Annotated in this window: 12 protein-coding genes; 2 read left to right on the top strand and 10 right to left on the bottom strand. The window is 38.6% G+C overall.

The annotated features are described in order from the left end of the window. Positions 1–22 precede the first annotated feature (22 nt). Positions 23–1,528, top strand: coding sequence for a sensor histidine kinase (locus VZF35_RS20795; RefSeq protein WP_407308096.1), 1,506 nt, complete (start codon positions 23–25; stop codon positions 1,526–1,528). 45 nt (positions 1,529–1,573) lie between these two features. Continuing rightward, complete coding sequence (locus tag VZF35_RS20790) at positions 1,574–2,584, top strand: hypothetical protein (RefSeq protein WP_407308094.1); 1,011 nt, start codon at positions 1,574–1,576, stop codon at positions 2,582–2,584. 371 nt (positions 2,585–2,955) lie between these two features. Here the strand turns inward: VZF35_RS20790 and VZF35_RS20785 are convergent, their stop codons facing one another. From VZF35_RS20785 to VZF35_RS20740, 10 genes are all read right to left on the bottom strand, one after another. Next, positions 2,956–3,927 carry a VOC family protein gene (locus VZF35_RS20785; RefSeq protein ID WP_407308092.1) on the bottom strand — a complete coding sequence of 324 codons (972 nt, stop codon included), beginning with the start codon at positions 3,925–3,927 and terminating at the stop codon, positions 2,956–2,958. Positions 3,928–4,134: 207 nt separating this feature from the next. Beyond that, positions 4,135–4,389 carry a hypothetical protein gene (locus VZF35_RS20780; RefSeq protein WP_407308090.1) on the bottom strand — a complete coding sequence of 85 codons (255 nt, stop codon included), beginning with the start codon at positions 4,387–4,389 and terminating at the stop codon, positions 4,135–4,137. Positions 4,390–4,585: 196 nt separating this feature from the next. Next, positions 4,586–5,329: an RNA polymerase sporulation sigma factor SigK gene (gene sigK, locus VZF35_RS20775; RefSeq protein ID WP_407308088.1), complete on the bottom strand. Its 744-nt coding sequence runs from the start codon at positions 5,327–5,329 to the stop codon at positions 4,586–4,588. Positions 5,330–5,487: 158 nt separating this feature from the next. Next, positions 5,488–6,528 (bottom strand): 4Fe-4S dicluster domain-containing protein, encoded by a 1,041-nt coding sequence (locus VZF35_RS20770; protein ID WP_407308086.1) that lies wholly within the window; start codon positions 6,526–6,528, stop codon positions 5,488–5,490. 457 nt (positions 6,529–6,985) lie between these two features. Then, entirely contained in the window at positions 6,986–8,209 is a 1,224-nt protein-coding gene (nrfD, locus tag VZF35_RS20765; RefSeq protein ID WP_407308084.1) for an NrfD/PsrC family molybdoenzyme membrane anchor subunit, read from the bottom strand. A 31-nt stretch (positions 8,210–8,240) separates the two neighbouring features. Next, positions 8,241–9,017, bottom strand: a complete 777-nt coding sequence (locus VZF35_RS20760; RefSeq protein ID WP_407308082.1) for a 4Fe-4S dicluster domain-containing protein — start codon at positions 9,015–9,017, stop codon at positions 8,241–8,243. 19 nt (positions 9,018–9,036) lie between these two features. Then, positions 9,037–10,614, bottom strand: coding sequence for a [FeFe] hydrogenase, group A (locus VZF35_RS20755; RefSeq protein ID WP_407308080.1), 1,578 nt, complete (start codon positions 10,612–10,614; stop codon positions 9,037–9,039). Between the two features lie 930 nt (positions 10,615–11,544). Beyond that, positions 11,545–12,279 (bottom strand): ABC transporter ATP-binding protein, encoded by a 735-nt coding sequence (locus tag VZF35_RS20750; RefSeq protein WP_407308078.1) that lies wholly within the window; start codon positions 12,277–12,279, stop codon positions 11,545–11,547. 2 nt (positions 12,280–12,281) lie between these two features. Then, a complete protein-coding gene (locus VZF35_RS20745) occupies positions 12,282–13,055 on the bottom strand; it encodes an ABC transporter permease (RefSeq protein ID WP_407308076.1) in 774 nt (257 codons plus the stop codon). Between the two features lie 40 nt (positions 13,056–13,095). Continuing rightward, positions 13,096–14,085 carry an ABC transporter substrate-binding protein gene (locus VZF35_RS20740; protein WP_407308074.1) on the bottom strand — a complete coding sequence of 330 codons (990 nt, stop codon included), beginning with the start codon at positions 14,083–14,085 and terminating at the stop codon, positions 13,096–13,098. Positions 14,086–14,569: the final 484 nt, after the last annotated feature.

Genomic DNA, 14,569 nt, shown 5'->3' with positions numbered 1-14,569 from the left:
TTAGAGGACGGAAGGTGTTTGGATGGAAGAAGCTGGTGTTAAAGCACATTGGAAGGATTCCCTGACTGGCAAACTATTAGTAAGGCTTTGGTTGAGCCTCTTATTGGTTTCTCTGATTATGGGGATAATTCAGTACCAGGCTTTGAATCAATTTTTGATGAAAGGAGAAACCCAGGACCTTCAGGCTCAAATAGGTTCATTTGATGTAAATCAACTAAACCTATGGTTGGGCCATGAACAGTTGTTTCCCAAGGCTTGGCCTAGCCTTAGTACTGGTGTTGTAGTCGGTTTTTTTTCGCCCGACAAAAAACTTAAGGGTATCCTTACCCGCCAGGAAGTTAATACAAAAAATCCTTATGCTCTTGAAAAATCCTTTTTTCAAAAACAAATTGAAAAAAACAGTCTTCGAACTAATGCCATTTTAACTTCCCCCAAAGGAATCCGCTATATGGTCATTTCTGTACCGATCTACCTCAACTATGAAACTACAGCCAATGTAACAGGACAGAATTCAAAACTAGCATCAAACAACACCTTAATCGGTTATGCCGTACTATCTGCCCCTTTAACGCAGATTAATAATATTCTCTACCACCAACTTCAGGTTTTTCTTGTCAGCACCTTGTTCATTCTAGTGCTTGGCGGACTTCTAACGTTTTATATTTTGAAAAAACCTCTTCAACCCTTATCACGCATGTCCGACATATCCGGCAAGATTGCTGCTGGCAATTACACCCTAAGAATACCCCATGAGCCAGCAGCCTCGGAAATCACGCATTTACGGTCTGTTTTAAATCAAATGCTGGAAACTCTTAATCGATCTTTGGCAACAGAAACAGAAGCCAAAGAACAAATGGCAAGATTTATTGGTGACGCTTCCCACGAATTAAGAACCCCTTTGACTTCTATTCGAGGATTCCTGGAAATCTTGTTGCGCAACCCGGAAACAGACACAGAAACCTTAACTTCTGCCCATAAATCAATGCTTGTTGAAACCGAGAGATTAATCAACCTTACTGAGGATTTATTGACCCTCAACCGTTTAACAAAACACATCGGGCAAGACCCTCAAGCAAAGCCGGAAACATTCGTTCAAAATATTTTTCCAGAACTCTTACCCCTGCTTAAATCATTACTAGAATACCGAACATTGGATATCCAAGTTGACGAAATATCCCTGCCGGTTGAACCGGGAGAGCTTAAGCAAATTATCTATAACCTAATTCATAATGCCATTCAGCATACTCCTGTAAATGGGAAAATTACTATTAAAACTGAAACAAATGATAAAGCAAAATTTCTTTGTGTGACAGATAACGGTGAGGGAATTGCCCTTCAGGATCTTCCTTATATTTTCGAGCGTTTTTATCGTGGCAGCCGATCAAGGGAAAGGAAGGCCGGTAGTGGCGCCGGCTTAGGATTGGCTATTGTGTGGGAAATCGTGAATTTACGAGGCGGCATGATCGATGTTGAAAGTAAACAGGGTGAAGGTACAACTTTTGCAATCCATTTTCCAAGTGATTTATAATGTTGCAGATGAATAAACTTGTTCTTCTTGAAAAGGAGTAAATATATGAGTGGCTTACTTGATTATCTTTTCAAAACAGTACAGATTTTAGCAGCTACAATTGTACTAATTGCTTCCTCCATACTTCATGGAAATCTACCTTCTTTAAGCTCACTTGAAATGCTGTGGCAAGGAACTCAGTCATCACAAATTACTACGCAAATTAATCAACAAGGTAATAACTCAGCTTATAATTCCATCCCTCAAAAAACAAGTCATCCTACGATTAGATATAGGCAGACTGAACGTATTGCTAAAAAATTACGTAGTCTTCCTACAACACAAAAAGGCCAAGAAGTTTCAACAAATATCTATATAGGTGCGGGCGACAGCGCGGTACCTTCTGCAAGCCTTACCAAAGCCAATCAAATAATTAAAGATATTTCTTTACCAACAATTAATACTGTTGTTGGATTATCACCAACCAAAACCATAAATATTGTCTTATTCTCTTCACCTAGAACCTACGCTAATTCACTAAACAAAGCTGGTATTGATCCGAATTCCATACAATCGATCGTCGCTGATACTGGCGGATTAACCGTCGACACATCCATCTGGATTCCTTTATATAATCTTGAAGATAATAGTGATCTGGCTAATGTTCTCAGTCACGAACTTTTCCATGCTTGTCTTTCAAGTCAAGGATATGGTGACCAACTACCAACTTGGCTTAACGAGGGGACAGCTTGGCGTATCGGGCTCATGGCTATGCAAAAAGTAAATTCACAAAAGGCTTCTTACGAAATGGCTTATTATGAAACCGACGTAAGAAACGCCGCTAAAACTGGAATTCTACTCCCTTTAACTGCGTCAGAAAATGATATTCTTAACGCTCAATATAATGTCGAATACGAAGATTTTATGGCGGTCGAACACCTAGTAAAACAGTATGGTACATCCACTTATAAAACTTTTATTCAAAATCTTAAGACGAAGAATGTGAACACAGATTTCAAGAACACCTTTAATACTGCGATCGATAATTTCCAGAATAGCTTTATAAAATCTCTTTAAAATAATATCTATATTAATTAGTAAACATGAAATAGCTCGGTATTTTTATCATATATACAGTAATTTCTGCATGATCTATCCAACTCTGCTTCAAAAGTTCCATGCCTCTGATGGTTCCAGGTCATACGTTTCAACTTTCCACATTTTTTCCATTCCCTCCTAAGATATGTATAAATAATCCAAAAAAGTAAAAAAGAGCGCCTATTCGGGCACACGCTCTTGCTTCTCTAACCACCATTCCGGGTACATTTCTGCCCCACACGTTTCACACGAAAAGACGTGAGGACCAGTTAATGGATTCCTCGGATTCATCTGTGGCCTTTTTTCCGTAAGATGTACAGAAACGACTCTTGCAAGTGAATGCTACAGATCTAAAACTTGTGTCTCCCTGCCTGTCTAAAGACTATGACAGTACCAAGCCCCGCGGAAGCCGGCACAAAAATATCCCCTACAGTTGTTTCCATCACTGGCAATCCATTTCCTTCAATATATTTCCGGGTAGCCGATATGTTGCGCACTTTAACAACATATCCGACAAATCCTGGCAAAGTTGGTGCCGCTTCACCTGGCAATATATTGGCCAGCCGAGACTCAGGAACAATTGTTATTCGCGCACTTTCCAGATCAATAATACGTGTCAGTCCATCCGCTCGGACATCACGGCCTAGATATCGCTGATATCGATTGATGAAAATATCAATCTCATGATCAGCAACACAAAGGATCACTTCAACAAGCTCAACCGCTCCGTTCGGATGATCCATATGGGCTTGTGCCTGTAAAATTTCTAATGGTGGAATGTCCGCAATAGCGAGTCGGCCTTCAGGTACATCTTCTCCATCAATTTCCAAGACTTTGATAGGTATAATCTGCACGCCAGCAGTAGTTTCAACAGGGCGCTGGACAGCGTTGACACCGCTATGCCCAATATTACATTTATCAAACCTGGCTGCTGAAGCCTCCACGTCAGGTGTGTAAAAGCAAAGAATATGCGTTCCTTCGTAGCGTGCTAGACACCTGGAAACAGTATCTATGGTACGTTTGATATTCTCAAGAACTCGAGGAAGTACGGCCGGTGGAACCTGAATGGGAACGAGGTTGGCATTATCAGGAATCCGTTCTTCATCTTTCACAACAGTAGCAATCTCAATGAAGTTGCGCAAAAATGTAATATGTGTGTTCGCCATGCCAAGTGGTTTAGGTTCCTCACCTTCTTTTTCGGCCATCATCGGATATGCTGGTATTAGGCAAACAAAGCCAAGCTTTCGATAGAATTCCAACGCAACACCCATATCTTTGACTACGTGACCGACATGATGGATATGTTTGATTTCAGCACTCACAGGTAATCTCCCCTCTATCTGGACTTTCCAATAACATTACTCTAATTTACCCCAAGTATGCTTTGTCAATTCCACATAGTAGTTCACCTAGATAATCATGCCCTTATGTACAAATAAATAATTCCTGACTTTAGGAGAAACAAGCCCAAAAATCGCCGGAACGTTTGGAATACAAACGTTTTGGCGATTTTAAAATGTCCTATTATTTCAGGTTTTTATTGTCAGGTCCAGCTTGGTACATGAGCGGAACTTTGTCAAAGTCATATTGGTTTTAAGTACTGGGAGTTTCAGAATCTTAGCTAGATCAAGGTAAGTCTGGGAGACTTGTGTAGGAGTTACGACATTGTTAGGGTACTCTCCCTGGACCAGCACTAATGGCTCATGAAGAGCTTCTATTATTCTAGCAGCTGAAGCATTCTCTTGATGAGCCTCCCCCAGCAGATACTGGGCATACCGAAGCATGCATAGAGAGATGAAGCACATTGCAAAATGCCCCTTGATGTGTTCATCGGTCCAGACGAACACAGGACGACCCGAAGATCTGTTTTCAATATGCGAAAACTCTAAAAATACCCTGAAACTCACTTTAATAAGCGACCTTCAGGGTTAGATACTCTTCATTTTTGTTATACAACGTCTAAAGTCAGAAGTCAAGAGATCATTTATTTGAATCTGCCTTACTCATCTCTTCCATCAATTTAAGAATAGCCTTTTTTTCAATCCTTGAGACGTAGGATCTAGATATCTCTAACGCCTTAGCAATCTCACGTTGAGTCCGTTTGGGGCTGTTCATCAAACCATACCGCAACTGGAGCACCATCTTTTCCCTCTTGTTTAATTTTTTCACCAGCTCCAATAACGCTTTTTGTTCAGAGTCATTTTCTACCTTTACGGAAATATCCTCTTCATTAGAACCAAGGACATCGATAAGGGAGATCTCATTCCCTTCTTTATCCATCCCGATGGGATCATAGATCGAAACTTCACCCCGCGATTTTTTTAGAGATCTTAAATGCATTAAAATTTCATTTTCAATGCACCGTGCAGCATAGGTCGCCAGTTTCGTTCCTTTCCCAGGATCGAACGTATTGATTCCTTTGATCAAACCAATTGTTCCTATAGAGATTAGGTCGTCACCATCTTCACCTGTTCCATCAAATTTCTTGACTAGGTGAGCTACTAATCGTAAATTGTGCTCGACTAACGTATTTCGCGCATTTTCCACCTCACGCGTTAAGGTAAATGGCTGAGTTTTGCTTTTACTTAAAATCGCTAGATAACGGGCTTCCTCCAATTCACTTAAAGGTTGTGGAAAAGCATTGTTATTAATATACGAAACAAGTAACGTTACTCCTTTTAGAACAGACAAGGCAATTGTAACCAACATGAATTCAGTGAACACCCTCTCACCCCTTTCGAACCATGTTCATAACTATGCTCGAAAGAGAGGAATTGTGCTTTTCCACTGAATATTAAAAACACAGGAGCAGATTTATCTATAGGTCCTAATCACGGTTCTGACAAACTCGAAGTCTACGGGTTTTGGTAAAGCCTATGAAGTCAATCTTGTCGGGGAAATAACCCTTCATTTGGATCACTTGAGGCACATACTCTACACAATGGCGGCTCCAAGTTATCAAATACTTGCATTCCACACCGAGAGCAAAACCGTCGTTTTCCTTGGTGCAAAAGAACTTTACCTGCTAGTAAACGATAAGATAACAATTTAATTTCCATGCTTAAAGCTTTAGAGCGGCATATACTGACACATCTTTGACAACGGACGCATTTTATTGGTTCATAAATCAAGGTTAACTGTTCCTTGTTTTCCCTTTTCGTCAAAGCTCCTTGAGGACAAATCTCTGGACATTCACCGCAATTTGTACAACTTTTGCTCACATTTAATGCCGGTATAGGGAGTACCTTAATCGTGGCTTCACGGGATTTCCATGTTTCCCCCAAGAACTGCCGCGTCTTCGGAATAAGATACGTTTCACCGGAACTGATCCCCGGTAACATTGCTTCAAATTTCTCACGACCGATGTCCCGCCAGCTCTTTTTCTCGTTTTTGGTTTGAACTGACAATGTTTTCCCGATCACTGATTCACTGTTACCATCATCAGATGCAACTTTAATCCATACCGGCGGATGATCTTTCCATGTGTTATGCACTTCTTTAAAAATCTGCACACTCGTTCCACAAGCTTTTTTATCCGGACAATCTGCACACACTCCGGTGAATATTGTCAATTCCTTCTCCCGGGCATACAGCATGAGAGTCATCCATAAATCCCGATCGAGAATCCCCAGGCAAGGAATTTCATGGCCTGCCGGAATTGCTTGTGGGCAGCTCAAAACAATTTTTTCTGAATTTCGAATATACTCATAGAGCTTATCGGAGTTGCAATAGACAAATCCATCGCTCGGACAAACAGCCATGCAAATCCCGCATTCTGTGCAGCGTTTAGCATCAAGTTCACCGTATACGGAAATGGCTTGATGGGGACAGGAATCGATACATAGCCGGCAAAGATTAACAAATGCCTTTTTATTATTGAGACAGTTATGGTGATTATATACAATTTGGCAATTATAGATCATTAACACCTCTTTTAGGCAAACCGTTATGTTCTAATTTAGGAGCTATTCAGAAATCCTATATAAAAACTTCACCTGAAAATGAATGTCCTAGCAGTAGAACTCACTGAGGTTTAGATTATTAAAATGATTCTATAGACAACGCTGTTGAGTCCAAGAGGCAGATTCAGTTCATTAAAACTTTAATCCTAGGCAAAAAAACAAATAGCGCAGGCAGAATTACTTGACCTGCGCTTACAAGTTGGGTTACTCTTCCACTCGAAGGCTTATTCAAACGTTCAATTGGCAAACATTCTTATCTACCAATTTGGCAAAGTAGTTATTTCTCATTTCATCCTCTCTTTCCTTCTGATTTCATCAGAAAGAAAAGGCTGACAAAGGCTATGTCCTAATTTGATATAATTTGAAATGAGTTAAACACTAGAAAAACAATAGTTTAACTTTGGTAAAGGCTAAGAGCTTATTTCGCAGTGGAAGCATAATTAATATCTTCAGTCATTAAACCTTCGCCAGATTCTGATCCTTGATGATCGATAATACTGAAGTTTTCTACTATGAACAGGTATGCTAAACATGCTATCGAAACTAATCCTAAGCTGACTATAATCTCTGTCCAAGCAGGAAAATAATGTCCTCCGTATTGGTTCAAATATTTTCCCATTCCAGTGAACACTACATCAAACCTATTCAGAACTACTCCTGCTACATCAAGTATTCCAAACCAGATCAAGCCTTTGCGGGTACCGGACAAGGAACTGAATGCTATAATTATTGGTATTATTACACCAAAAACCAGTTCAATCAGGAACATGACACTGGGCAGATCAAAAGCAAAAACATTGGCAAAAGTTCCTTTTACCGCTATATCCACAATCTTTAAGATTAAATACAAGAGCATTGCTGCACCGGATATTCTGGTCAACCCTCTTAAGACAGAGATATCTACTTTATGATCAAATGCTTTCCCGGCTAGAGTGCTTTCGATAATGATCATGCCTGCCCCGACAAAAAATGATGATAACAGGAAGAACGGCGGCAGAAATACCGACCACCAAAGAAGGTTCTCTTTGCCTACCATTAGGTAAAACAGTTCGCCCAGCGATGATTGATGGAGTGTCGGCAGGGTAATACCGATGATCAGTAGTACAGGCATTGCTTTCTTAAGGTATTTGTGTAAGCCTTTAAATACTTTCTCTGTGGCTACTTCGCAAAATTCCAAGATCTGAATCACTGTATAACATGAAACGCACCAGAAAACTTCAAACAATACGCTGGCATGCCCCCATGATACATATGGTCTCCAGAAGTTGAACCATTGTCCTACTTCAATCAATAGTCCGAGTACGACAACAATATAACCTAATAATGATGTCAGCATTGTACTTCTTGCTATCGCATAAAACTTATCCCGGCGTAGTACGTATACTATAAGGCATGTTCCATATCCGCCTCCTGCCAAGGCTACCCCTAACAGTACGTCAAATGCAATCCATAGTCCCCATGGCCACTGATCGTTTAGATTGGTTGCCGCTCCCAGACCTAATATAAAACGCACCAGGATTACTGCTATAGCTGCGGCTGATATGGCCATAAACACTAATCTCATGGGGGTTATCCTAAACCTCCATCTCACGTTGGTCAATTTCACTCCTGCTTGTCTTACGAATGTAGTTACAATTTCCATGAATTTCCCTCCATTCTATTCTTCACTGTATTTAATCTAGAGGATCCTTGTCTTTATTATTAAATAAATATAATCCAGCAAGTATGGCCGCCCAGCTGCCTCCTATGAATGGTGTAAGTTTCATATATCCTTCTGTGTAAGAAGGCAATGGTTTGGTTGTTACATCCGTTCTAAATTTCATCTGTTCAAATGGCGTATCCGATATATAAAGCCAGGATGTTCCCCCTGCTTCATTCTCTCCAAAGACTCTGTTTACATAACCGTTTTCTCGGATCCTCTTTTTTGCTTCTACCAACAATTGGTCTCTGTCCCCAAAGGTAATTGCTCCTGTCGGGCACACTGAGGTACACGCCGTTTCCTGGTTATTAGCGACTCTTGTCGGGCACATCTGGCATTTCCTTACTCCGGGAATGGCTTTCTTCCATTCGTATCTCAGTATGTCAAATGGACATGCCATCATGCAGTAGCGGCAACCTACGCACAACTTCTGATCATAGATGACCGGTCCCTGGGGAAGCTTCTGTAATGCCTTTGAAAAACATGCTGATACACAGGCAGGCTCTTCACAATGAAAACATTGAGTTTTGACATACCTCCAGACTGAGGAGCCGTCTTTCTGAAAATCATAACGATTTATTGATGTCCATTCTTCAGGCCATAAGCCTTTGTTTGGTTCCTTTGCTCTGTCTGCAGCAGTCTTGGTCTTTTCCTGGGGATCCCATTCTAGTTCATTCCACAATTTGCAGGCTACCGAACAGCTTTCACACCCTACACATTTCGGTATATCTACGAGTATTCCCTTAGCCATTTTTTTCCACCTCCTAAGCTTAATATAAATTGTTTTCGGACTTTTTAGCAACAAGGTCTGAAGCCCGGGAAATATAACTTGTATGCAGAAGTTCTTCTGCTTTCTCGCTCATCGGAGTGGTTAAGAAATCTGCATAGACTTGTTTAATTTGCGGATTATCATGACTGTTGCGCAGTTTTGCATTAGCGTCGATGTTATATAAAGCTGCAGCACGCCTATTACGAACTTCGTCTGAAGGAGGAGCAGAGGCACGGGGTTGTCCTCCACCATATTCGCAGCCTCCGGGACAAGCCATAACTTCAATGAAAGCCCACGGGGCATTACCTGCTCTAATCTGATCCATAACCTTTCTGGCATTGGCCAGACCGGAAATTACAGCAACCTTTAAATCACCAACACCAGGAATATTAACTGCCGCTTCTTTAACACCCTGCATTCCTCTTACAGGTGTTAAAGCCCAAAGTGCCGAAGGTGGTTCTTGTTCGGTTATAAGATAATAGGCAGAACGAACTGCAGCTTCCATAACACCACCTGTGGTACCGAAAATTGCTCCTGCCCCTGTTCCAGAACCCATCAGCTGATCATACTGGTCGTTAGGAAGAGACGTAAAATCGATACCAGCTCTCTTGATCATTCTGGCAAGTTCCCTTGTTGTAAGAACTACATCTACATCAGGTGAAACACGATTGTCTTTTAAATCTTTTTTGGCTGAAACCATTTCAGGACGTTGACATTCAAATTTCTTTGCTGTACAAGGCATGATAGCTACTGAAAAGATCTTTTTGGCGTCAACATTTTTCTTTTCAGCATAATAGGTTTTCATTAAAGTTCCTTCCATCTGCTGAGGAGACTTTGCTGACGATAAATTAGGAATAAGGTCAGGATAAAAATATTCCACAAACTTAACCCAACCTGGGCAACATGATGTGAGCTGTGGAATAGGCTTCTTTAAATCCCCTTTAACACGTTTAACAAGTTCTGTACCTTCTTCCATAATTGTCAGGTCAGCTGTGAAGTTAGTATCAAAAATTACGTCAAACCCTAATTTCCTTAAAGCTGCAACTTGTTTGCCCTGAACATTAGTTCCGACAGGCATGCCAAATTCTTCGCCAAGACCAATACGAGTTGCTGGTGCAGTCTGCACTACAACTGTGATAGTTGGATCTGCGATAGCTTTATATACATTATCAATATCATCGCGTTCTGAAATTGCTCCAGAAGGACACCATTGAACACACTGTCCGCAATTTACACAAACAATTTCGTTTTTAATCGGCAGTTCGTAGTTTCCATACACCGATTGAACTTTCTCACATGCTTCAATACATTGACCACAAAGAATACACTTTTGGTCATCTCTGATAATTGAAGGGTTTGCCGGATCAATTGGAACGCGACCGCGAACGTTGGTTGGCCAGCTGCCTGGTGCATTGTATTGGGTTGGTATCCAACCCTTCCCACCAACAGCTTTATCTGCTGTAGCTACTTCGCCACAACCAGCCAAGTTTAGCGAGACACCGACTAAACTTGCTCCTCCAACAAACTTAAGGAAAGAACGTCTGGACAAATTTTTCATTTGTCTTGCTTTGCTTGCCACGTGTTCTACCACCTTTTTAGTAAATCTCTTTGAATAATTGCTATTGAATCTCAACCGAAACTGTTACAATTGCATTCTCTACAATAGACTAACAAAACATATCTAAAATTTTAGAATTTTTAAACAAGTGAAAAGCTTCACTTGTTTTTGTGAACTTTTACACTTAAGTATCACTTCGCGATCAACTAAGATTTAGTAAATTTAATCGTGAAGTTTACGAGTTTTCATCTCAAGGAAAACCATAATTACTCACACGTATTGAACAAAATACAACGATTTGCAAGCCAGTTTCTGAATGGGTAATAACTTTTTTAAAACATAATGATCAAGAATCATAATACAATTTTTGAGAACTTAAGATTGATGCTCCTTTCTTAGAAATAATTTGTTGTGCGAACTAGCAACTCTTTTAGTTTAATATCTGGATATCATCTGTCAAGTTTATGTACACGAAAAAGGTTTTTTGTAGATAAATAAAACATTTTAGTGGATTTTTAAAGTATTTAACGAATTATTAACTTTAAAAAAGGCTCTAAGAGCCTTTCATAAAAGGATAAACATCTTAACAGGTCGGCCGACAATGCCGCTTAAATTTCAATATCGCGTGTTGTTTCAAAAATTCAAAGGTGTCGATGCACCGTGAACCTTGTCAGCTTAACTCCTTCAGCGACGGAGTGGGTTGTGATTTGCTCATGCCAGAAGGAACTTTTGTGATCTGCGGATAAAAAGTACTTTCGGTCCTTCAGCTTATTTGTTCACTAGTGTCAATGGGGTACCAGCGCATATCTTCTCGGCTCTTAAGGCCCTCCAAGTATCCCGCGTGGCAATCTCACTTCATTAGTCCCTGCGACAATTATCGTTACACAGAGGGGTTCTCTTCGTTTTAATGAATCATAAAAATCATGACTTATTAATGTCAATCTTATAAAATTAGTAACTGTTAATTATTTTCCTTTTCAATTCTTTAAAGTAATGACTCTCAGGATTTCTTGGATAGGCTAAATCTGTTGCATCAAAGAATTCAGTATTACTATGTCTATATTTTAGGACTATTATTTTTTGAGCTAGCATTATTGCTTCATCTACATTATGGGTTACATGGATGATTGTAATATTTAATGATTTCCATAAGTTAAGTAAGTCTTCTATAATACTTTTTTTAGTAATTAAATCAAGGGATGAAAATGGCTCATCCAAAAGTAAGAGTTCGGGTTCTGTTACTAATGCTCTAGCTACCGATACTCGTTGTGCTATTCCTCCAGAAAGTTTATATGGCATTTCGTTTTTATATGAACTTAATCCTAGTTTATTAAGTATCTCTTCAACTTTATAATTTATTGATTCAGTATCATAGTTTCCTTTTAAGCCAAAACTTATATTATCTTTAACGGAAAGCCATGGGAATAACCTCGGTTCTTGGAATACCATGTTTACTGTTTTGCCTTTTATTTTAAATTTACTGCCATTTATCAGAATCCGTCCAGAAGTTTGGTTTTCCAATCCTGATATTAATCTTAATAGTGTAGTTTTTCCGCATCCGCTAACGCCTAACAGACATATCATTTCTCCCTTATTCACTGTAAACGTTATGTTGTTTAGAACGCTTACTAATTCTTTTCCTATTTTGAAATACTTACATACATTATTGACTTCTAATAGACTCATTGCTATTCCTCTTTATTGTTAGTATATTTAAATCTAAATGTTTTCCGCTCTATTCCCTTTGATAAATTATCGAAGATCATACCTATTAATCCTATTATTAATACTCCTAAAAACATTGTTTCTGGTTGAGCTAATTCTCTTCCTTGTTGTATTAGATATCCTAACCCTTTAGATGCTCCTAGTAATTCAACAGCTACTAATGAGCGCCAACAGTAACTTAATCCCAATCTCATTCCAACAAATAAGCTTGGGAGCATACTTGGCAGATACACTCTATATGCTAGTCCAACGTTTGATATTCCGTTAATTATAGCGACTTCTATAAGGTTTTTATCCGTTGTTTCTATTCCATTGATCGTATTTAATATAATTGGAAATATTGCAGAATAAACTATAATGGCTATTTTTGAACTTTCTTCTATTCCAAGCCAAAGTATAAATATTGGTATTAAAGCTATACCAGGAATTTGTTGAAAAAAATTTAATATTGGGTTTATTAATACTTTTACTCTATTATTTAATCCTATTATTATTCCTAGCGGTACCGAAAATAGTATGGCTATTAAAAATCCTATGACAACTCGTATCATACTTGCTAATATATTTTGTTGCAAATTTCCATTTTTAACTAACTGAATACATCGAAAGCAAATATGTAAAGGTGAAGGTAATACATAACTATTTACAACTCCGTAATTACTTACTAGTTGCCAAATAAGAATGATTGCAAGTGGCAAAATAACCCCTTGCAATCTAAATTTTACTTGCTTAAACATAAAGTAAACTCCTATTTTCAAGCTAACATCTTATTGATTATTAAGGCATGAAGCTTGTATCAACTAAGTCATTAATAAGTTTCGTGGTATCTGTACTACTTTGTATCATGCCTTCCTTTTTAAGGAACTCTGCTGATTGAATTAAATCTTGTTTAGCATTATCAAGGTTCATATCAAATGAAAATTCGGGATACATTTTTTTAACAGCTTTTATATCCATTTGATTTTTAGTTGCAGCGAGTTGAAGTGCTTGATCTAGATTATTTCTACTCCAATCTATGGATTGCTTATGAACTGCTAAAAATCGCTTAACGAGATTTGGATATTTCTCAGCAAAATCACTTCTAACTGCAATTACAGATAATCCGGATATCAACCCTTCTGCGCTTCGAATTTTGATGGCTTTTCCTGATGCAATTGCTTTTGAAAGTAATGGATCTGGTAGTATTGTTGCATCTATTTGTCCACTTATCAGAGCTGTTAATGCTGCAGATGAATCCATATTAACTAATTTAACGTCATTTACTTTAAGATTTGATTTAGATAAATCCTCAACTAACATTTGATAGAGCATAGTTCCGCTTTGAAGTCCAATTTTTTTCCCTATAAGATCGGCGTCCTTATTTATTCCATCATTAGTTCTAGCAACTAATGCTATCCCTTTGGGAAATGTTGAATAGGCAGATATAACCTTAATGTCATTACCATTTGCTTTGGCAAGTATAGCTGATAAATTATTAAGGCTATTTGCAAAATCTAAAGAGCCTGAAGCAAGGGCTTCTAACTGACTATCAGGAGTAGTCAAGTCATGCCATTTGAATTGCACATTATCTTTCGCAAATTCTGTTTCAAACATTTTTTTGTCTTGCGCTACTATTGATGGAACATTTATAGGTCTAGACACATACGACGCATTGATAGATTTGGGAAGCGTTTGACTTGTTTGTTGTTGACTGATTGATGATGATGAACAACCACTTAGCAACAGTGTAAATGAAATTGCTGCTAAAATTAGCTTTGAACGAAACATTTTATAAACACTCCTTTTAATTCAATATAGAATTCTGCATTAAATGAAAACGGAAACCAACACAAACACGTAAAAAAAACAAAAGTAGGGCTATCTATATATGATATAGCCCTACTCATTTTTGCCAATTGCATATGTTAACCTCAAAACAGGACCTGTTAACGCTCTATCAATTGACTCTCTTTTTAGACTATTTTCAATTTAGCTTGCACTTAGAACATTTCTTTCATTGAACTGTAGTGATCCCATTTCGAACGAAACCAGTATACTCTAGTTTAAAGGGTCCCAAAAGAGGACTTTTTCCCTTTAGTTAAGACTGATCCGAATCAAGTCTCCAACATCTTGCTTTCTAATAGTTTAATATCAGACTTGGTAACAGTAGAGAATATTAACTATGTAATTTCTTACCCTAATATCATTAGTACTAATTATAAGAAGAAATTGATAACTCCGTCAAATGACAAAGTCACTAGCAGCTCGTACT

Origin of the sequence: Desulfosporosinus paludis, assembly GCF_045689965.1 — a bacterium.
GTDB classification, from domain to species: Bacteria; Bacillota; Desulfitobacteriia; order Desulfitobacteriales; family Desulfitobacteriaceae; genus Desulfosporosinus; species Desulfosporosinus paludis.
Note: the sequence above shows the minus strand (reverse complement) of the source record. Positions and strands in the feature narration are given on the sequence as shown.